Source organism: Microbacterium sp. (assembly GCF_011620665.1).
Lineage (GTDB): Bacteria > Actinomycetota > Actinomycetes > Actinomycetales > Microbacteriaceae > Microbacterium.
In genome coordinates, this window is record NZ_WOYQ01000014.1 from 1 (window position 1) to 19,368 (window position 19,368).

Below are 19,368 nucleotides of genomic sequence, written 5' to 3' on the forward strand. Positions count from 1 at the left end.
CCGCGCGCGATGCCCGCGTCGTGCTGCTGTCGGACTGCGTGCACAACGCCGGACCGGACCCGCGGCCGCTGGCTGCGCGTCTGCCGCGGCTGGACGTCCTTCTCGACGCGAGCGGCGAGAAGGACGTCGAACTGGGCCGAGAGCTCGCCGCGCGTGGGCGCGGCGTGTGCCGGGTCATCCATGACTTCCGCGACGTCGCACCGGCGCTGGGTGCGATCTTCCAGAGCTAGCGATTTGGCACCGAGTGTCATTAGTATGGAACCGATGCGACTGCGCATCCCCCTATCGACATGGAGGTCGGACGATGACTGGACTTCTGGAATGGCCCTGGAAGCAGAATCCGTGGTTTGAGTCAGTGCTGGAGGCTCAGCGGCGGGCGAAGAAGCGGCTTCCACCGTCCGTGTACGCAGCCCTCGTCGCCGGCTCCGAGCGTGGTGCGACCCCGCATGACAACACGGATGCCTTCGCGGAGCTCGCCTTCGCGCCCCACGTGGCCGGGCACCAGGCAGAGCGCGACCTGTCCACGACGGTCCTCGGCATCCCGATCTCGCTTCCGGTGCTCATTTCCCCGACCGGTGTGCAAGCCGTCGATCCGGATGGCGAGGTCGCGGTCGCCCGGGCAGCCGCTTCGCGTGGCACCATCATGGGGCTGAGCTCGTTTGCCAGCAAACCCGTGGAGCAGGTCGTCGACGCCAACGAGAACACCTTCTTCCAGATGTACTGGACCGGCTCGAAGGAACAGCTGGTCCAGCGGATGGACCGCGCCCGCGCAGCGGGAGCGAAGGCGCTCATCGCGACGCTCGACTGGTCCTTCTCGGTCGGTCGCGACTGGGGGAGCCCGTCCATCCCCGAGAAGATGGATCTGAAGGCGATGATCCAGTTCGCACCCGAGGGGATTCGCCGCCCGCGCTGGCTGATGGAGTGGGCGAAGGTCGGCATTCCCGATCTGACCGCGCCGAATCTCCAGCCCCCGGACGGGCCGGCGCCGACATTCTTCGGTGCCTATTACGAGTGGATGCAGACCCCGCCGCCCAGCTGGGAAGACGTCGAATGGCTGCGGAAGGAATGGGGCGGCCCCTTCCTCCTCAAGGGGGTCACGCGCGTGGACGACGCCAAGCGCGCCGTCGACATCGGAGCAGATGCCATCTCGGTGTCGAACCACGGCGGCAACAACCTCGACACGACGCCCGCGACGATTCGTTGTCTCGGCCCGGTCGCCGACGCGGTCGGCGACCAGATCGAGGTGCTGCTCGACGGCGGCATCCGCCGTGGCGGCGATGTCGCGAAGGCGCTCGCCCTCGGCGCGCGCGCCGTCATGATCGGGCGCGCGTATCTGTGGGGCCTGGCCGCCAACGGGCAGACGGGCGTCGAAAACGTGCTCGATCTTCTGCGCATGGGCCTCGATTCGGCCGTCCTCGGACTCGGGCACTCGTCGATCCAGGAACTCAGTCGCGCCGACCTGTGGATGCCCCCGGGGTTCGAGCGTACGCTCGGTGAACCGGCAGGCGAGTCGTCGGCCACCCGGCCCCGCACGAAGGCGGCCGAGAACGAGGGTCTCGCGCGCGCCGACGCGTGAGGGGCGGATGCGGGGAATGCACCCTTCCTCTGAGTCGGCGCACCTCGCGTCTCGCACGTGGGAGACCGTCGGCCGCCCCGTCCTTCTCGTGCCGATCGGATCCACCGAACAACACGGGCCTCACCTGCCGCTGGATACCGACACGTTGGTTGCCACCACCGTCGCCGACCGAGCGGCGAGCGAGCTCCGTGACGACGGACTCGACGCTGTAGTGGCCCCGGCCATCGCATACGGGGCCAGTGGAGAGCACCAGGATTTCCCCGGAACCATCTCGATCGGCCGGGAGGCCCTCACCCTGCTTCTGGTGGAGTTCGGGCGCTCCGCCTGTGAATGGGCGGGGCGCCTGGTCTTCGTGAACGGGCACGGCGGCAACGTGGAATCCCTCACGGGAGCCGTGCGGCAGCTCCGCGACGAGGGCAGGGATGCCGCATGGTTGTCCTGCTCGCCGGACCTCCGGGAGGCGGCATCGCGGAAACTCCCTCGTGATGCCCATGCTGGCCGCACCGAGACCTCGCTCATCGCGCACTTGCGGCCCCGGGATCTTCGTGCCGATCGGATCATCACCGGCGAGACGGCATCGCTGGCGGAGATCATGCCCCGTCTGCGGGCGGAGGGGGTCCGGGCGGTGTCACCGACCGGAGTGCTGGGCGACCCGACCGGCGCGAGTCCGGGCGAGGGGCGGGAACTGCTCGACGCCATCTGCGCAGCCGCGATACGGCGACTGCGCACGAGCCGGGTCACCGAGAATGGAAGCCTGAATGACTGAGAGCGCAATCGGCGGGGTTCCGGCCTCGGCCGGATTGCCCGACGGCTTCACCGTCAGACTCAACCGGCGCACGCGAGTCCTGGGCGGTGGGGGAGTTCTCGTCGGGGGATCGCCGACGCGCGTCGCGCGGCTCAAACCCGCCGCCGCAGGGCTCATCGACGACGGCACCGTGACGGTGCATGACACCGTGACGCGGGCACTCGCCGAGCATCTGCTGTCGGTCGGGATGGCCGAACCCGTGGTGTCGTCGCTTCCCCGGGTTCCGCTGACCGAGGCCACCGTCGTGATCCCCGTCCGCGACCGTGCACGGCAGCTCGCCCGACTCCTCGCGAGCCTGCCTGCGGGAATCGCGGTCGTGGTCGTCGACGACGCGTCGCTCGATCCTGCGGCCGTTGCGTCAGTGGTCCGCGCTCACGGTGCGACGCTGGTGCCGTTGACCGCGAACCGCGGCGTCGCCGGCGCCCGGAATGCGGGTCTGGAGACCGTCACCACGCCGTACGTCGCGTTCATCGACTCTGATGTCGTCGTCGAACCCGGCTCGATCGAGATGCTGCTGCGGCACTTCGCCGATCCCGCGGTCGGAATGGTGGCTCCACGGATCCTCGGTCTCGACGCTCCCGACCTGAACTGGATCACGCGGTATGAGAACGCTCGGTCCTCTCTCGATCTCGGCCGAGACGCTGCCGCGGTGCGTCCTCGCTCACCGTTGACGTGGGTCTCCGGCACGTGCCAGGTGTGTCGGGTGGCGGCGATGGGCACAGGATACGACGGCTCGATGGATGCGGGCGAAGACGTCGACATGGTCTGGCGCCTCGTGGCGGCGGGGCACCGCGTGCGGTTCGAGCCCGCCGCCTCGATGCGCCATGAGCACCGCAGCACGCTGCGGACATGGCTGGGTCGCAAGTACTTCTACGGCACCGGCGCACAGCCCTTGGCGGAGCGTCATCCGCGCGACGTGGCGCCGGTGGTGCTGCCGCCCTGGGCCGTCGGGGTGCTCGTCGCGCTCTTCGCGCAACGGCGTTGGTCGATCCCTGTCGTGGGTGTGATCAGCGCCGCCGTGACCTGGCGCATCGCACGACGTCTCGGACATGTCCCCAATCCAGTGACCGTCGCCGCGCGGTTGACTCGTGACGGCCTCCTCGCCGCGATCGCTCAAGGGTTCGCGCTCCTGCTGCGACACTGGTGGCCGCTCACCGCAATCGCGTTGCCGTTCTCGCGACGCGCCCGACGGGCAGTGCTGGTCGCTGCGGTCGCCGACACGGTCTGGGAGTATGCGCGGGTGCGGCCGCAACTGGACCCCGCGCGGTTCGCAGTTGCCCGACGTCTCGATGACATCGCGTATGGCGCTGGTGTGTGGTGGGGTGCGCTGCGTGGGCGCTCGGCGCTCGCTCTGCTTCCCGCGATCGTCCGCACGGGCACGGCACCCTCGCGCGACAGCGCCTGAGCGCGCTCGATGCGGGAATATCGGGCACTCTGGCCCGGTTGACTGCTGTGTGTCAGACACAGTCGTCCGCGACGATTCCTTCACGTCCATCCGTCCGGACGTACCCATGGGCGCCTACGACGCGTTCCTGCCTCACGCGCTGGAGCGTTCACGAGCGGCGCGCAGCTGGGAACCGTCCGACGGCCCGTTGCCGACCCTCTTCCTCTCCCACGGCGCACCACCTCTGCTGGATTCGCCGCAGTGGCTGCAGGCGCTGCTGGAGTGGAGCCTGACGATCCCCAAGCCGCGCGGGATCGTGATCGTGTCAGCGCACTGGGAGAACGCCCCGGTCGCGATCGGTGCCACTGATCCTCAGGTGCCGCTGTACTACGACTTCGGCGGGTTTCATCGGCGCTACTACGAGGCCGAATACTCGACACCCGACAGCTTCACCCTCGCGGAGCAGGTCGCGCCACTGCTGGCGGGACCCTCCGACGGCGTTCATCAGTACGTCGATCGGCGTCTCGATCACGGCGCCTTCATCCCGCTCATGGCGATGTACCCGCTTGCCGATGTGCCGGTGCTCCAGGTGTCCATGCCCGACCTCTCGCCCGCGGCGAACCTGAAGCTCGGCGAAGGGCTGCGGCCGTTGCGTGAGCAGGGCTACCTCGTGATCGGGTCGGGGTTCGCCACGCACGATATGTCGACGTTCCAGCGCGACCCTTCCACATGGAACGACATGCCCGGGTACAACCGTGATTTCGACGAGTGGCTGGCAGGCACTCTCGCCGCCGGCGCCGTCGACGACCTGGTCGACTTCCGCGCGAAGGGTCCGGGCAACCGTGGCGCCCACCGCACGAGCGACCACTATGTTCCGCTCCTTGTCGCGATCGGGGCCTCGAACGACCCCGCGTCCGGACGCACCGCGTTCACCGGCGTCAACCTCAGCAACTCGATCCGCAGCCTCGAATTCCGCTGAGGCCCTGTCCACGCAAACGGCGCCCGGGCGGATCGTTCCGCGCGGGCGCCGTTCGTGAGTGTCACATCTGAGGGTTCATATTGACCCCTGCGATGCCCAGGTGGCCGGCGTCGACCGGGAGGGTGATGCCGGTCACGGTGCGGGCCATGTCGGAGTTGAGCCAGACGGCGGCGTTCGCGATCTCCATCGGGTCGAGCATGCCGACTCCCTTCAGGATTCCGAACGAGTACCCGCCGCGCACGAGGTCCTCGTGCGTCCCGCCGGGATGACCGGCGAACATGTCCCACGCCATCTGGTTGTCGGTCATGCCGGTGAGGATGGCGCCCGGGTTCACCGTGTTGACGCGGATGCCGTGCGGGCCGAGGTCGAGCGCGAGCGACTTCATCAGGCCGACGACACCGAACTTCGCGGACGCGTAGTGGGCGTAGCCGGGACCGCCCTCCAGGCCGTTGATCGACGAGGTGAGCACCATCGACCCGGACTGGCGTTCGATCATGTGGTGAACGACACTCTTGACGCTCTGGAACACGCCGGTCAGGTTGATGTCGATCATCTCCTGCCAGGTCTCTTTGGTGATCTCCGCGATCGGCGCCAGCGTCCACACGCCCGCGTTGGCGATCAGCACGTCGATCTTGCCGAACTGCGCGATGCCCTCGGCGACTGCGCCATCGAGGGCTGCCTGATCGCGAACGTCCGCCTCGATCGACAGCACCCGACGATCCTGCTCTTCGACGAGCCTCACGGTCTCGGCCATATCCTCGGCTGTCGTGTGGGGATACGGCACAGATGCGAACGGCTTCGTCGTGTCGACGAACAGGACATCGGCGCCTTCACGCGCCGATGCTATGGCGTGCGCTCGCCCTTGACCGCGCCCTCCGCCGGTGATGAATACGGTTTTGCCTTCGAGCAACCCCATGACAATGCCTTCCTTTGGCGCCCGCGGTGCGGGCGATGATAGGGGGCGTCCCGCGGCGGGCAGGTGCTCGTCGTCGAGACCCCTCGGGATGGCCCCATTCTGTCACCTTTCGGCACTCGGTGCCATAGCGTGATCATCGGCATGAGGAACGTCGGTTGATCCGGCCGGACGCCTGTGGTGACGGCATCCACTTCACTAGACTCACAAGCGGATCGACGATGCTCCGAGATTCATCCTCCACAAGCAAGGAGTTCCCTGTGGCACTGATCGAGGCTGTAGGCGCACGCGAAATCCTGGATTCGCGCGGCAACCCGACCGTTGAAGTGGAGGTGCTGCTCGACGACGGGATCGTCCAGCGCGCCGCCGTCCCCTCCGGCGCATCCACCGGCGCTTTCGAAGCGTATGAGCTGCGCGACGGCGACAAGGGCCGCTACGGCGGCAAGGGCGTGCTCAAGGCCGTCGCGGCCGTCATCGATGAGCTGGGCCCCGCGATCGAGGGAGTGGATGCCAGCGAACAGCGCGTCATCGACCAGATCCTCATCGAGACCGACGGCACCGAGAACAAGTCGCGCACGGGCGCCAACGCGATCCTGGGCGTATCGCTGGCCGTTGCCAAGGCCGCCGCCGACAGCGCCGATCTCCCGCTGTTCCGGTACATCGGCGGCCCGAACGCCCACGTGCTGCCCGTTCCGCTGTTCAACGTCATCAACGGCGGATCGCACGCCGACAACGGCATCGACTGCCAGGAGTTCTTCCTCGCGCCGATCGGGGCCTCCAGCTTCGCCGAGGCGCTGCGCTGGGGAGCCCAGACCTACCATGTACTGCACTCCGAGTTGAAAGCCGCCGGCTATGCGACCGGCCTCGGTGACGAGGGCGGGTTCGCGCCCGACCTCGGAAGCAACCGCGAGGGCCTTGATTTTCTCGTCAGGGCGATCGAGAAGGCCGGCTTCTCCGTCGGAACGGACATCGCCCTCGGCATGGACGTTGCCGCCACAGAGTTCTTCAGCGACGGGAAATACCGCTTCGAGGGCAGGGACTGGTCAGCCGAAGAGCTCACCGAGTATTACATCGAGCTCGCCGACTCCTACCCGATCGTCACGATCGAGGATGCCCTCGATGAGGACTCATGGGAGGCATGGGGCGCACTCACCGAAAAGCTGGGCAAGAGGATCCAGCTCGTCGGCGACGACCTGTTCGTCACCAACCCTGCGCGCCTCGCCAAGGGCATCTCGCTGGGTGTGGCCAACTCCCTGCTGGTGAAGGTCAACCAGATCGGCACGCTCTCCGAGACGCTGGATGCCGTCGACCTCGCGCACCGCTCGGGCTACACGACGATGTTCTCGCACCGCTCGGGCGAAACCGAGGACACCACGATCGCCGACCTGGTCGTCGCCACCGGCTCGGGTCAGATCAAAAGCGGCGCGCCCGCTCGCAGCGAAAGGGTCGCGAAGTACAATCAGCTTCTGCGTATCGAAGAGGAGCTGGGCGACGCGGCGGAATTCATCGGCCGCGCGGCGTTCCCGCGCTACCAGGGCTGACGGTCGCTGACACCGGGGGAGAGGGGAGGGGAACCGTGGCGAAGACGACGCCTCCGCTCTCCTCTCCCTCATCCGGGCACTCCGGCGCGACGGTGAACGTGCGCGAATGGGTGGGGGGCATCCGGTTTTCAGCCTTCACGGGGATCATGCTGGGGCTTGTCGTGCTGGCGGTGTTCACGCTCGCCCCGACCGTGGGCACGTACATCGGTCAGCGGCAGCAGATCGTCGCGCTCGAACGTTCCGTGCAGCTGAGCACCGACGAGGTCGCCCAGCTGCAGGCCGAACGCGATCGCTGGGCGGATCCCGCTTATGTGACGTCGCAGGCGCGCTCACGCCTGTACTACCAGAAGCCGGGCGAGGTCGTGTATCTCGTGTACAACGACCTGCCCGACACCGCCATCCCGAACGAGCAAGCAGCGGTGAGCGACGACATCGAAGAGACCCGGACGGATTGGATGGCGGGGCTCATACGATCCATCGCCGACGCCGGCCTAGCCGAGACCGTGACCGTTCCCATCGGCTGACTCGTTCCAGCGCGCCGTCCGTTCGGCCGGGTAACCTGGCGGTGTGCTCCATCCGACTCTCAGCCCTGCCACCGAGGCCGACCGCGAGGTCATGCGTCGGCAATTGGGCCGACCTGTCCGCGGAGTCGTCGGAGTCGCGGCGCGCTGCGTGTGCGGAAACCCGACGGTTGTCGCCACCGAACCCCGCCTTCCCGACGGCACCCCGTTTCCGACGTTCTACTATGTGACCCATCCGGGCGCGACCGCCGCGATGTCAGCCCTGGAGGCCGATCACGTCATGAACGAATTCGCGGAACTGCTGGCGGAAGACGACGCCGTCGCCGAGGCTTACGCGGCGGCACACGCGGCATACCTGGCTGACCGCGCGGTCTACGGCGATGTGCCCGAGATCGAGGGTGTCTCCGCGGGCGGCATGCCCACGCGCGTCAAGTGCCTGCACGCGCTCGCCGGTCACGCACTGGCCGCCGGACCCGGCGTGAACCCGATCGGAGACTTGGCGCTCGCGCGCGGCGACTGGTCGCCGGCGCGCTGCACCTGCCCACCGGCGGCGGAGCTCGGGCGCGCATGACCGTCCGCCTGGCCCGGGCGTGGGGCGCCCTCATCGTAGTCGTCGTGTGTGCCACCGGAGCCGCCGCGGTGCCCGCGCAGGTCGATACGGGGGAGCTCCTCCCCGAACGGGTGAGCCGGACGACGGTCGCCGATCCGGTGCGCAGCGCGCAGTACTGGCTGGATGAGTACGGTATCCGCCGGGCGTGGGCGACGACGAAGGGCGCGGGCACGAGGATCGCCATCATCGATACCGGCATCGCTCGTGGACCGGCGGAGTTCTCCGGCGCTGTCGCCGACGGTGTGGATTTCTCCGGTGTCGGTTCGAGCGACGGCCGCAGCCCCGTGGGCGCCGTCGACGCGAACCATGGCAGTTGGGTGGCGTCCCTCGCCGCGGCCCGGGGAACCGGCGCCGACACGGGCATGATCGGGGTGGCGCCAGAGGCGCAGCTGCTCGCGATCTCGATCGGATTCGGGTCGGCTTCCGACGTTCCGTTCGTAGAGCAGGTCGCAAGCGCGATGCGCTGGGCGGTCGATCACGGTGCCGACGTCATCAACCTGTCGTTCACGACCAACACCCTCAACTGGGACCGCAGCTGGGACGACGCGTTCCTCTACGCCTTTCAGAATGACGTCGTCGTCATCGTCGCCGCCGGCAACAAGGGCACGGGCACCGAGGAGGTCGGGGCGCCCGCGACCATCCCGGGCGTCCTCACCGTGGGCGGGGTCGATCGGGCAGGTGTGGCGAGCGAGGAGGCCTCGACCCAGGGGATCACGATCGGCATCTCGGCGCCGAGTGAGAAACTCCTCGGTGTGTCGGCTGACGGCACGCTCGTCGAGTGGAACGGCACGAGCGGAGCCGCACCCATCGTGGCCGGAGTCGCGGCGCTCGTGCGCTCCGCGTATCCCGACATGGATGCTGCGAACGTCATCAACCAGATCATCCGGACGGCGCGGCCGTCTCCCGGAGCGTCGCGGGTCCCCGACGCGCTGTATGGCTACGGACTGGTCGATGCTGCTGCCGCGGTGACCTCCTCCGTGCCCGCCGTGTCGACCAACCCGATGGGCGATCTCGCCGAGTGGATCCGACTGTATCGCCGTGCCGAAGCGACCCCTGCCCCGAGCGAGAGCGGCGTCACGGTCATCATTCCTGCGCTGCCGAAGGCCGAGCCTCCCACGCGAGCCACCCCGCTGCTCCCGAGCGCGGACACGCTGAGGTACGGTACCGTGCCGCTCGTGGCCGGCACCCTGGCGGCTATACTGGTGGCGCTCGGCGTCACCGCTGCTGCCCGGCGAATTCGATCGGAGCGCGATCCGCGCAGTACGAGCCGTTGATTCAAGGAGTTCTTCCCCTGTGAGCAGCACCGCCACCAGTACCGTCCCCAAGATCCTCATCGTCGGGGGCGGGTACGCCGGGTTCTACACGGCGTGGAAGCTCGAGAAGCGCCTGCGCAGGGGAGAGGCCCAGGTGACGATCGTCGACCCGCTTCCCTACATGACCTACCAGCCGTTCCTGCCGGAGGTCGCCGCCGGCGAGATCGAAGCGCGTCACGTCATCGTGGGGCTGCGGCGCCACCTGAAGAAGACCAAGGTCATCACGGCGAAGGTCACGGGAATCGACCACGCCGCGCACACGGCCACGATCACTCCCGAGCAGGGTGACCCGTGGCAAGAGCGGTATGACCATGTCGTCGTGACAGCCGGAGCCGTCTCGCGGACCTTCCCGATTCCCGGTATCGCCGACAACGCGATCGGCCTGAAGACGATCGAAGAGGCCGTGGCAATCCGCGACCGCATCCTCACGAATTTCGACCGGGCCGCGAACCTGCCCGCCGGTCCCGAACGCGACAGGCTGCTGACCGTCGTCGTGGTCGGCGGTGGCTTCGCCGGCATCGAGGTGTTCGCGGAGGCGCGCGCTCTCGCCTCATCACTTCTGAAGGATTATCCTCAGCTGCGGTTCGAGGACACCCACTTCCATCTGGTCGAGGCAATGGGACGCATCATGCCCGAGGTGTCGTTGAAAACCAGCGAATGGGTGCTCAAGAACCTCGCGCAGCGGGGAGCCAGCGTGCACCTGGACACCCAGTTGCAGAGCGCCGTCGACGGAAACGTCGAACTGTCCACCGGAGAGAGGATCCCGACAGACCTCATCATCTGGACGGCCGGAGTCATGGCCAACCCCACAGTCGTCCGCGGCAGCGACCTGCCCGTCGAAGAGCGTGGTCGCATTCGCACCCGCGCCGATCTGCGTGTCGGCACCGAGGACGAGATCGTGCAGGGTGCTTGGGCCGCCGGTGACATCTCGGCCGTTCCCGACCTCACCGGCAAGGGTGTCGGCGGCTACTGCGTGCCCAACGCGCAGCACGCCGTGCGCCAGGCGAAGCTGCTCGCGAAGAACCTCGTGGCCGTCCTCCGTGGTGAAGTGCCTCGCGACTACATCCACAACAACCTCGGTGCCGTCGCCGGCCTCGGTCTCTACAACGGGGTCTTCCAGTCGAACCAGATCGCGTTGAAGGGCTTCATCGCCTGGGTCGCTCACCGCGGTTACCACGGCCTGGCAATGCCATCGTGGGAGCGCAAGTGGCGCGTCATCGGCGACTGGTGGCACAACCTCTGGCTGGGGCGCGACAACGTCTCACTGCAGGCGGTGCAGCATCCGCGCTACATCTTCGAGGAGTTCGCGGCGCGGCCGCGTCCGGCCGCGCCGGTCGAATCCGCCTCCGCCGTCGACCCGAAGGTGAAAGCCTCCGCCGCGGGCTGATGCTGAGGGGGCCATCCGCAGCGGCGGACCACCCTGATCAGACGCCCCCGTAGCCCAATGGCAGAGGCAGGCGACTTAAAATCGCTTCAGTCCGGGTTCGAATCCCGGCGGGGGCACCCTCGGGGTGAGTATGGGCTGGGAGTGCTCCCACCTGCCTGCCGGGCGCGGCGCGGCCCGGATATGATGAGCACACAAGCGATGGGAGCGCTATGGAATGGCTGATTCCGGTTCTGATCCTCGTCGGACTGGTCGTGATCGTCGGCATCTACCTCTGGGCGACGTACAACTCGCTCGTGGGGTTGAACGTGCGCGTCGACGAGGCGTGGAGTGACATCACCGTCCAGCTGAAGCGGCGAGCCGATCTGCTGCCGAACCTCATCGAGACGGTAAAGGGGTACGCGGCTCACGAGAAGGCCGTGTTCGAGAATGTCACGCGGGCGCGGGCGGAGACTCTGTCGGTGTCGTCCCCGGCGGACGCGGGTGTCGCCGAGGGCCACATGCAACAGGCGTTGAAGTCGTTGTTCGCGGTCGCGGAGGCCTATCCGCAGCTGCAAGCGAGTCAGAACTTCCTCCAGCTCCAACAGGCGGTCGTCGACACGGAAGACAAGATCCAGGCCTCTCGCCGGTTCTACAACGGCGGAGTGCGGGAGCTCAACACCAAGGTCAAAGTGTTCCCGAACAACCTCTTCGCCCGAAACCTCGGCTTCTCGGAGCGTGAGTTCTTCGAAGTCGTGGACGGCGCCGCGATCGCCGAGCCGCCCCGCATCCAGTTCTGACATGTACTCCGCGATCGCGCGGAACAAGCGCAATACCTGGATGATTCTGATCGGATTCATCCTCGCGTTCGGTTTGGTGGGGCTGCTCGCGGGGTGGCTGGCAGGAAACAACTGGTTCCTCTCGGCCGGCATCCTGATCTTCGCCGCGGGATATGCGACCGTGCAGTACTTCTTCGCCGATCGAGAGGCGCTCGCTCTCTCCGGCGCGGTTCCGGTCACCCAGCAGGACGCCCCCCGCTACTATCGCCTGGTCGAGAATCTGTGCATCACCACCGGAACCCCCATGCCCAAGCTCTTCGTGGTCGAGGATGTCGCGCCCAATGCCTTCGCCACGGGGCGCACGCCGGATGAGGCGGCGATCACCGTGACGACCGGTCTGTTCGAGCTCATGACCGACCGTGAACTGGAAGGTGTCCTCGGCCATGAGCTGGGCCACATCCGCAACTACGACATCCGGGTGTCGCTGGTGGTCTTCGGACTCGTCGTCGCAGTGGGCATCGTCGCCGACTTCCTCCTGCGGTTCGCGTTCTTCGGCGGCGGTCGCCGTGGGGGCAACAACCAGTCCCAGATCGTCTTTCTGCTCTTCGGCGTCGTCGCCGCGATCGTCGCTCCGCTGCTGGCCGGGCTCGTTCAGGCCGCGATCTCCCGCCAGCGCGAGTACCTCGCCGACGCGACGAGCGCGATGACCACCCGGGATCCGGAGGGCCTCGCTTCGGCACTCCGCAAACTCGGTGAGCACGGTCGGCCCCTCGCGAAGGCGAACACCTCGATGGCGCACCTCTGGATCAGCGATCCGCTGCGCGCGGGTGTCGTCTCGCGCATGTTCGCCACGCATCCGCCGATCGCCGATCGCATCACCCGCCTGCAGACGATGGGCGGGCGGTTCTGAGCGCCTAGACTCGGGTGATGAGCGGCTCCGAACAAAAGCCCCGCGGCTCCCTGCTCGACGCGATCCGCAACAAGTCGGTCTCCACCGAGATCGGGTCGTCGTTGCCGCGGGGACTCCAGGTGACGACCGCGTACGCGTGGCGATTCGTTGTCATCGCTGCGGCTGTCGGCATCCTCATCTGGCTGATCATCCAACTCAAGCTCCTGGTGATTCCGCTGCTCGTGGCGATCCTCATCACGGCGCTCCTTTGGCCGGCTTTCACATGGCTGATCGCCCACCGTGTGCCGAGATGGCTCTCGATCGTGATTGCGGTGCTCGGCGCCGTCGCCGTCATCGGCGGATTGCTGTGGCTTGCGATCTGGCAGATCAGCCAGCAATGGGGGAGTGTCCAGGCGCGCACCGGCGAGGCCGTGGGGCAGTTTCGCCAGTACCTGATCGACGGGCCTCTGCACCTCACCTCCGCCCAGATCGATGCCTTCCTCGCACAGGCGGGTTCTTTCCTGCAGCAGCAGGCGGACTCTCTGTGGTCGGGGGCGCTCGCGGTGGGCTCGACTGTGGGCCACGTCCTCACCGGTGTCCTGCTGACTCTGTTCATCCTGATCTGCATCCTCGCGGACGGCGGCGGGATCTGGCGCTGGGTGGTGCGGCTCTTTCCCCGGCCGGCACGCGAGAACGTCGACCGCGCCAGCCAGGCCGGGTGGAAGACCGTGATCAACTACGCGCGCACTCAGCTTCTGGTCGCGACGATCGATGCAACGGGCATCGCACTCGGCGCGTTCCTGCTGGGCGTGCCGCTGGCGATCCCGATCGGCGTACTGGTCTTCCTCGGCGCGTTCATCCCCTTCGTGGGCGCCGTCGTGACGGGCGCACTCGCGGTATTCCTGGCCCTCGTCTACAACGGTCCCTGGATCGCCCTGTGGATGCTGGTCGTGGTCCTCGCGGTACAGCAGCTCGAGAGTCACATCCTGCAGCCGCTGCTCATGGGATCGGCGGTCAAGGTCCACCCCCTCGCGGTCGTCCTGGTGGTCGCGGGTGGTGCAATGATCGCGGGTATCCCCGGAGCGCTCTTCGCCGTGCCGCTCGCGGCGTTCATCAATGTCGTCGCGGTGTATCTGTCGCATCGCCACATCGATGAGCAGGACGGCTTCGGCCCCGCTGATCTCATCTGGAGCACCGTTCCTCGCAGCAGGAGGAACCCCGCGTGACCGCGTTGGAGGGCAATGCGATCACCCTGTCGGAGTTCGAGACAGCAGCCGCAGTCCTTCGGGGCGTCGTCGTGCGGACGCCTTTGGAAGCCTCCGAGTACCTCTCCGATCTGCTCGGGCAGCCTGTCTACCTCAAGTTCGAGAATCTGCAACGGACGGGCTCGTTCAAGATTCGGGGGGCGGCCTACCGGCTGTCTCGGTTGACGGCAGGGGAACGCTCTTCGGGCGTGGTCGCCGCTTCGGCCGGCAACCACGCCCAAGGAGTGGCTCTCGCTGCGCAGAAGCTCGGCATCCCCGCGACGATCTTCATGCCGCTGGGTGTGCCGGTGCCCAAGCTCCTCGCGACGCGGGGCTACGGTGCCGAGGTCGTCCTCGAGGGTGAGACGGTGGAGACTCCCCTCCGGCTAGCGGCCGAGTTCGCCGAGCGCACGGGCGCGGTTTTCATCCATCCATTCGACCACCGCGATGTCATCGTCGGCCAGGGCACGCTGGGCCTCGAGATCTACGACGACCTGCCCGAGGTCGAGACGGTGATCGTCGGGATCGGCGGAGGGGGTCTCATCGCGGGCGTTGCGGCCGCCATGCGCGCACGTGCGGAGCGCGACGGCCGGACAGTGCGGATCATCGGGGTCCAGGCGGAGAACTCCGCCGCCTATCCTTCCTCGCTCGCGGCGGGTGAACCGCTGCAGGTCGCGACGACTCCGACCATCGCCGACGGCATCGCCGTCGCGCGCCCGGGCGACCTCCCGTTCGCGATCATCAGCGACCTGGTCGATGAGGTGGTCACGGTCAGCGACAACGACATCGCCCGTGGACTGCTGGTACTCCTCGAGCGCAGCAAGCAGGTCGTCGAGCCTGCCGGTGCCGTCGGGGTCGCCGCCATTCTCGCAGGAAAGATCACCGTGAGCGGACCGACCGCGGTGATCCTCTCCGGTGGCAACATCGATCCGCTGCTGCTGCAGCGGATCGTCGCGCACGGACTGGCGGTATCCGGCCGCTACATGACTCTCCAGATTCCGTTGCCGGATCGCCCCGGGCAGCTCGCCCGCGTGTCGGAGTTGCTGGCGATCGCGGGCGCGAATGTCATCGAGGTGTTGCACACGCGCTACGGGCAGGGTCTGCAGATCAGCGAGGTGATCCTCCAGCTGAGCGTGGAAACGCGCGGCAAGGAACACCGCGCTCACGTCATCTCGGTGCTCGAGGACGCCGGCTTCACGCCCAGGGTCGTCGAGGACTGAGCCTCACTGTCCCGTGTAGGTGGCGACGGAGACGATCTCGACGGTGATCTGGCGGCCGTTCGGTGCGGTGTAGGACGTCGATTCGCCTTCGGCGAGGCCGAGGATCGCCGCGCCCAGCGGTGAGGCTTCGCTGTAGACATCGAGCTCCGACCCGGCGGCGATCTCTCGACTGCCGAGAAGGAAGACCTCCTCGCCGCCGGCGACGGTCGCCGTCACGACGGTGCCTGAACGCACGATTCCGTCGGCCTCGGGTGCTTCACCGACGACGGCGTCCTTGAGGAGTCGCGCGAGAGTGCGGATACGTGCTTCCTGCTTGCCCTGTTCGTCCTTCGCGGCGTGGTAGCCGCCGTTCTCTTTCAGATCGCCCTCTTCGCGGGCGATCTCGATGCGCTTCGCGATCTCTTCGCGCCCCGTCGTCGAGAGGTGTTCGTATTCGGCGGCCAGGCGGTCATACGCCTCCTGGGTGAGAAAGGTCTCGGCGCTGTCGCTGGACACGTCATCTCCTTTGATCGGGGCAGTCGGGACGATAAGCCAAACGCCCCGGCGACAGCCAGGGCGATGAGATCGTTCCAGCCTACGGGATCCAGCAGGACGCGGCCAAACCGGTCGTCGCTTCTGCCGTCGTGGGCACTGTTTCGTCGAAGGCGCGGCTGTGCTCGTCGGATGCCGGATACTCCACGATCCGCCAGCCGACGACTCCGTGCTCGGTGTCCTGGGCCTCGAGCGCGCAGGCAACCGGAACTCCGGGGCGCACGGTGATCTGGAACTGTATCGACACGGTGTGCGGATCGTGGACCGTGAAGCCGGTGGTGTTGACGTCGACGGTGTCGATCGCCGAGGTGACGGTGGTCCACGCCAAGGACCCGACGACGGCCGCGGCCACGAGTCCCAGCACGATCCAGCCGATGCGACGGCCCGGGCCGCGGCGACGACCGTAGCGATCGTCGAGGAGCTCCTTTGTCGCGGCGGTTGTCATGTAGCTTCCGTTCCCGTTCTAGGCTGGACTTCCAGGCTAAGCGCTCCGCACGTGAACTGAAGGACTGATGCACGCTTTGACGCACTCACCGCTCGCCGCCCAGATCGTGCGGTCCGATTTCGCGACGCCGACGCCCATCAGTACCGTCGACCCCGATGTGATCACGCCGGGCTTCGCGGGTTTCCTGGCGATCGCGCTGCTGGCCATCGCGGTCGTGTTTCTCCTCATCGACATGCTTCGCCGCATCCGGCGCGCCGGCTACCGCGCCGATATCACCGCCGAGCTCGATGCGGAAGAGGGGGCGCACGCGCCGGGTGAGGCGGCCGCGACTGACACGAACCACGAGGACGACCTCGACCTGAGGCGCTGATCGTCGTCTCAGCCCGGTAGTCCCAGCGACGGGGCCAGCGGCTTCAGCGCGATCAGCAGGCACGCCGCCCAATGGCAGAGGAACGCCAGAACCGTGCAGACGTGGAAGATCTCGTGAAACCCGAAGTGTCCGGGCCATGGGTTCGGCCGCTTCATGCCGTAGACGATCGCGCCGGCGGTATAGAGCAGGCCGCCGATGATGACGAGCACCATCATCGCGACGCTGGCGAGGAACAGGTCCACCATGTACATGACGGCCGCCCAGCCGAGCGCGAGGTACAGCGCGAGGTAGAGCCAGCGGGGGGCGCCGATCCAGAAGACGCGGAACACGATGCCGAGGAGCGTCCCCGTCCACACCAGGATCAGCAGGAGCGCGCCCTTGTCCGGCGGGAGCGCAAGCACGGCGATCGGTGTATAGGTACCGGCGATCAGCAGCAGGATGTTGGCGTGATCGATGCGCTTCAGCACAGCCTTGGTCTTCGGGCGCCAGTTGAATCGGTGGTAGAGCGCCGAGTTGCCGAACAGCAGCAGTGACGTGGCCATGAACACGGCCGAGGCCCACTTGGCCGGCGCTCCTTCCGCGAGGACGATCAGGACGATCCCCGCACCAACGGCCACCGGGAACGTCCCGGCATGGATCCACCCGCGCCACGTGGGCGTGATGTCGAGCGGATCGGCCCCGCTTGCGGCCTCGAGGAGCGGAAGCTGGGGCATCTCAGCACCCGCGTCTGCGCGGCGTTCGGGCTCCAGGTCGGCGCCCTGGCCGGATGCGGATCGGGTCACGCCCTGAGCCTACGCCCGGTCACCCGCCGCGACGCTCCTGCTCTCGCCGCGCCCGCGATAGCGTAGGGGGGTGACACCGACGGGCGCGGACGAGGGGAGAGGCTTCCTCTACCGGCTCTACAGTTCGCGGCTACGGCGACGGCTCACCGCCGACGCGGTCCCGCACCACGTCGCCATGATGATCGACGGCAACCGGCGCTGGGCGCGGCAAGCCGGCTATCGGTCGGTCGCGGACGGGCACCGCGCGGGAGCGGCGAAGATGCATGAGTTCTTGCGATGGTGCGATGATCTCGGCATCCGGGTCGTGTCGCTCTATCTGCTTTCCACCGATAACCTGACCAAGCGCGATTCGCAGGAGATCGCCGACCTCATCGAGATCATCGCCGAGCTGGCCGAAGAACTCTCCCACGAGCCCGGCTGGCGGGTTCAGCATGTCGGCCGGGCCGAGATCCTGCCTCCGGATCTCGCGGGAGTCCTGCGCACGGCGGAGGACCGCACGGCCGGCAATGCCGGACTGCACGTCAACCTCGCTGTCGGGTACGGTGGGCGCGGTGAGATCGTGGATGCCGTTCGCAGCATCATCTCGCAGCACCAGGCGCGGGGCGGCTCGCTCGAGCAGCTGGCTGCGAGCCTGACGCCCGAACAGATCGGTGAGCACCTGTACACGGGCGGGCAGCCCGACCCCGATCTGGTGATCCGCACCTCCGGGGAGCAGAGGTTGAGTGACTTCCTGCTGTGGCAGTCCGCCCATTCCGAGTTCTACTTCGTCGAAGCACTCGGCCCCGACCTTCGGGAAGTCGACTTTCTCCGCGCGATCCGCGATTATGCAACGCGCGACCGCCGCTACGGCAGCTGAAGGCCGAATGCCCCGCCCGTGACAGAATGGGGGGGTGAGCCACCTCGAGCCATATGTCGACACTTTCGGTGCCGCACCGGGGTACCTGGACTGGGCGGCATTCGGCCCGCTCTCGCCGACGGTGCTGAGCGAGATGTGTGCCGACGCCGAGCTGCTCGGCACGGGACGTCGATCGGGCATCGAACTCGTCGGTGAACGGATCGCGGAGGCTCGAGGGCGTCTCGCACGCCTTCTCGGCGCCTCGGCAGACGAGGTCGTCCTCCAGCCGTCCACCACGCACAGCCTGTTCCAGGCGATGTTCGGCCTCAGCGGCACGGTGGTGGTGCCGAGCCAGGAATTCCCGGCGATCCGTGTGAGTGCTCATCGGGCCGCGGCGGCCCGCGGCCGACTTGCTGTTCGTGAGATCGACCCGCCGGAGGGCATCGTCACGATCGATTCGATCGTGGAAGCGCTCACCGATGATGTGACGGCCATCGCGGTGAGCGTCGTCGATTTCCGCACAGGCGCACTGCTCGACCTCGCCGGGATTCGCGATGCGATCGGCGATCGTCTGCTGCTCGTCGACGCGATGCAGGCGTTCGGCGTCGTAGACGTGGACTGGACGGCCGCTGACCTCGTGGCCGGCAATGGCTACACGTGGCTGCGCGCGGGACGCGGTACGGGATTCGCGCGCTTCTCAGCACGCGCACAGGAGCGTATCGTTCCGGTGCTCTCGGGTATCTCGGGCATGGTGGGCGACGTGAGCGCACTCGGAGTCCCCGCGACACTCGATTCCGCCGCCGCCTTCTCGATCGCTCCTCCCGACCCGCTCGCCGCTTCGCGGCTCGCGGCGGCGCTGCGTGAGCTCGAGGACGTGGGTGTCGCCGTGGTCGCCGCCGAGCTGCATGAGCGGGCGGAGGAGATCATCACCCTCGCCGATCGCCACGAGGTGCCGGTCCTCACGCCGCGGGACGCCCACGCGGGCATTGTGACGCTCTTCCCGGTGGCGCAGGATGCCGCAGCCTTCGCGGCTACGCTGGCCAATCACGGCGTCACAGTCACCGCGCGCGGTGCGACGATCCGCGTGTCGCCGCACGTGGGCACCGGAGCGGACACCGTGATGATGCTCGGCGACGCGCTTGCGGATGCGGCCGCGCGGCGCGCGAGTTCCGTCGTCGAGACCGTCCCGGAGGACATCGTCATCGAGGTCCTCGGTGACTCGCACGCGACCGAGAATTAACAATCCGGCAACCTGCAGGTGGCGTGTC

The 19,368-nt window shown here is 67.6% G+C and carries 21 protein-coding genes and 1 tRNA gene; 18 read left to right on the forward strand and 4 right to left on the reverse strand.

Translation table 11 applies throughout. From position 1 onward, the window contains the following. The 5 genes from QZV81_RS02070 to QZV81_RS02090 all read left to right on the forward strand — a co-directional run. Positions 1–230 (forward strand): hypothetical protein (locus tag QZV81_RS02070; protein ID WP_292831740.1); only part of this gene is annotated, 230 nt, incomplete at its 5' end. Positions 231–304: 74 nt separating this feature from the next. Further along, complete coding sequence (gene mftD / locus QZV81_RS02075) at positions 305–1,576, forward strand: pre-mycofactocin synthase MftD (RefSeq protein WP_292831743.1); 1,272 nt, start codon at positions 305–307, stop codon at positions 1,574–1,576. A 16-nt stretch (positions 1,577–1,592) separates the two neighbouring features. Continuing rightward, the gene (gene mftE / locus QZV81_RS02080) at positions 1,593–2,342 is read left to right on the forward strand and encodes a mycofactocin biosynthesis peptidyl-dipeptidase MftE (protein ID WP_292831746.1); all 750 of its coding nucleotides are present in this window, start codon (positions 1,593–1,595) and stop codon (positions 2,340–2,342) included. After that, the gene (gene mftF, locus QZV81_RS02085) at positions 2,335–3,786 is read left to right on the forward strand and encodes a mycofactocin biosynthesis glycosyltransferase MftF (protein WP_292831750.1); all 1,452 of its coding nucleotides are present in this window, start codon (positions 2,335–2,337) and stop codon (positions 3,784–3,786) included. Before mftE ends, mftF begins: the two co-directional genes overlap by 8 nt. 49 nt (positions 3,787–3,835) lie before the next feature. After that, complete coding sequence (locus tag QZV81_RS02090; RefSeq protein WP_292831753.1) at positions 3,836–4,744, forward strand: class III extradiol ring-cleavage dioxygenase; 909 nt, start codon at positions 3,836–3,838, stop codon at positions 4,742–4,744. Between the two features lie 61 nt (positions 4,745–4,805). Here the strand turns inward: QZV81_RS02090 and QZV81_RS02095 are convergent, their stop codons facing one another. Next, a complete protein-coding gene (locus tag QZV81_RS02095) occupies positions 4,806–5,660 on the reverse strand; it encodes a mycofactocin-coupled SDR family oxidoreductase (protein ID WP_292831756.1) in 855 nt (284 codons plus the stop codon). 257 nt (positions 5,661–5,917) lie between these two features. Between QZV81_RS02095 and eno the strand changes: the two genes are divergently transcribed. From eno to ilvA, 10 genes are all read left to right on the forward strand, one after another. Next, entirely contained in the window at positions 5,918–7,198 is a 1,281-nt protein-coding gene (gene eno / locus QZV81_RS02100) for a phosphopyruvate hydratase (RefSeq protein WP_292831759.1), read from the forward strand. Between the two features lie 35 nt (positions 7,199–7,233). Then, positions 7,234–7,722 (forward strand): septum formation initiator family protein, encoded by a 489-nt coding sequence (locus tag QZV81_RS02105; protein WP_292831762.1) that lies wholly within the window; start codon positions 7,234–7,236, stop codon positions 7,720–7,722. A gap of 91 nt (positions 7,723–7,813) precedes the next feature. After that, positions 7,814–8,290 carry a DUF501 domain-containing protein gene (locus tag QZV81_RS02110; RefSeq protein ID WP_292831887.1) on the forward strand — a complete coding sequence of 159 codons (477 nt, stop codon included), beginning with the start codon at positions 7,814–7,816 and terminating at the stop codon, positions 8,288–8,290. Next, positions 8,287–9,603: a S8 family serine peptidase gene (locus QZV81_RS02115; RefSeq protein WP_292831765.1), complete on the forward strand. Its 1,317-nt coding sequence runs from the start codon at positions 8,287–8,289 to the stop codon at positions 9,601–9,603. Before QZV81_RS02110 ends, QZV81_RS02115 begins: the two co-directional genes overlap by 4 nt. Before the next feature lie 19 nt (positions 9,604–9,622). After that, the gene (locus QZV81_RS02120; RefSeq protein WP_292831768.1) at positions 9,623–11,029 is read left to right on the forward strand and encodes an FAD-dependent oxidoreductase; all 1,407 of its coding nucleotides are present in this window, start codon (positions 9,623–9,625) and stop codon (positions 11,027–11,029) included. Between the two features lie 43 nt (positions 11,030–11,072). Beyond that, positions 11,073–11,145: transfer RNA gene (locus tag QZV81_RS02125), tRNA-Leu, on the forward strand. A 93-nt stretch (positions 11,146–11,238) separates the two neighbouring features. Beyond that, positions 11,239–11,805 (forward strand): LemA family protein, encoded by a 567-nt coding sequence (locus tag QZV81_RS02130; protein WP_292831770.1) that lies wholly within the window; start codon positions 11,239–11,241, stop codon positions 11,803–11,805. A gap of 1 nt (position 11,806) precedes the next feature. Next, positions 11,807–12,694, forward strand: coding sequence for a M48 family metalloprotease (locus tag QZV81_RS02135; RefSeq protein ID WP_292831774.1), 888 nt, complete (start codon positions 11,807–11,809; stop codon positions 12,692–12,694). A gap of 17 nt (positions 12,695–12,711) precedes the next feature. Continuing rightward, positions 12,712–13,899, forward strand: a complete 1,188-nt coding sequence (locus tag QZV81_RS02140) for an AI-2E family transporter (protein WP_292831777.1) — start codon at positions 12,712–12,714, stop codon at positions 13,897–13,899. Further along, a complete protein-coding gene (ilvA, locus tag QZV81_RS02145) occupies positions 13,896–15,137 on the forward strand; it encodes a threonine ammonia-lyase (RefSeq protein WP_292831780.1) in 1,242 nt (413 codons plus the stop codon). The genes QZV81_RS02140 and ilvA overlap by 4 nt, the downstream gene beginning before the upstream one ends. 3 nt (positions 15,138–15,140) lie before the next feature. Here ilvA and greA read toward each other — a convergent pair whose 3' ends face one another. After that, positions 15,141–15,632: a transcription elongation factor GreA gene (gene greA / locus QZV81_RS02150; RefSeq protein ID WP_292831783.1), complete on the reverse strand. Its 492-nt coding sequence runs from the start codon at positions 15,630–15,632 to the stop codon at positions 15,141–15,143. A gap of 79 nt (positions 15,633–15,711) precedes the next feature. Further along, a complete protein-coding gene (locus QZV81_RS02155) occupies positions 15,712–16,113 on the reverse strand; it encodes a DUF4307 domain-containing protein (protein ID WP_292831786.1) in 402 nt (133 codons plus the stop codon). A gap of 67 nt (positions 16,114–16,180) precedes the next feature. Here QZV81_RS02155 and QZV81_RS02160 point away from each other — a divergent pair, with 67 nt between their 5' ends. Further along, on the forward strand, positions 16,181–16,483 hold the full coding sequence (locus tag QZV81_RS02160; protein ID WP_292831789.1) for a hypothetical protein: 303 nt from the start codon (positions 16,181–16,183) through the stop codon (positions 16,481–16,483). An 8-nt stretch (positions 16,484–16,491) separates the two neighbouring features. Here the strand turns inward: QZV81_RS02160 and QZV81_RS02165 are convergent, their stop codons facing one another. After that, a complete protein-coding gene (locus QZV81_RS02165) occupies positions 16,492–17,196 on the reverse strand; it encodes a hemolysin III family protein (protein ID WP_292831890.1) in 705 nt (234 codons plus the stop codon). 139 nt (positions 17,197–17,335) lie between these two features. Here QZV81_RS02165 and QZV81_RS02170 point away from each other — a divergent pair, with 139 nt between their 5' ends. Then, positions 17,336–18,121, forward strand: a complete 786-nt coding sequence (locus tag QZV81_RS02170; protein WP_292831792.1) for an isoprenyl transferase — start codon at positions 17,336–17,338, stop codon at positions 18,119–18,121. A gap of 34 nt (positions 18,122–18,155) precedes the next feature. Then, positions 18,156–19,340 (forward strand): aminotransferase class V-fold PLP-dependent enzyme, encoded by a 1,185-nt coding sequence (locus tag QZV81_RS02175; RefSeq protein WP_292831795.1) that lies wholly within the window; start codon positions 18,156–18,158, stop codon positions 19,338–19,340. The last annotated feature ends 28 nt before the right edge of the window (positions 19,341–19,368 follow it).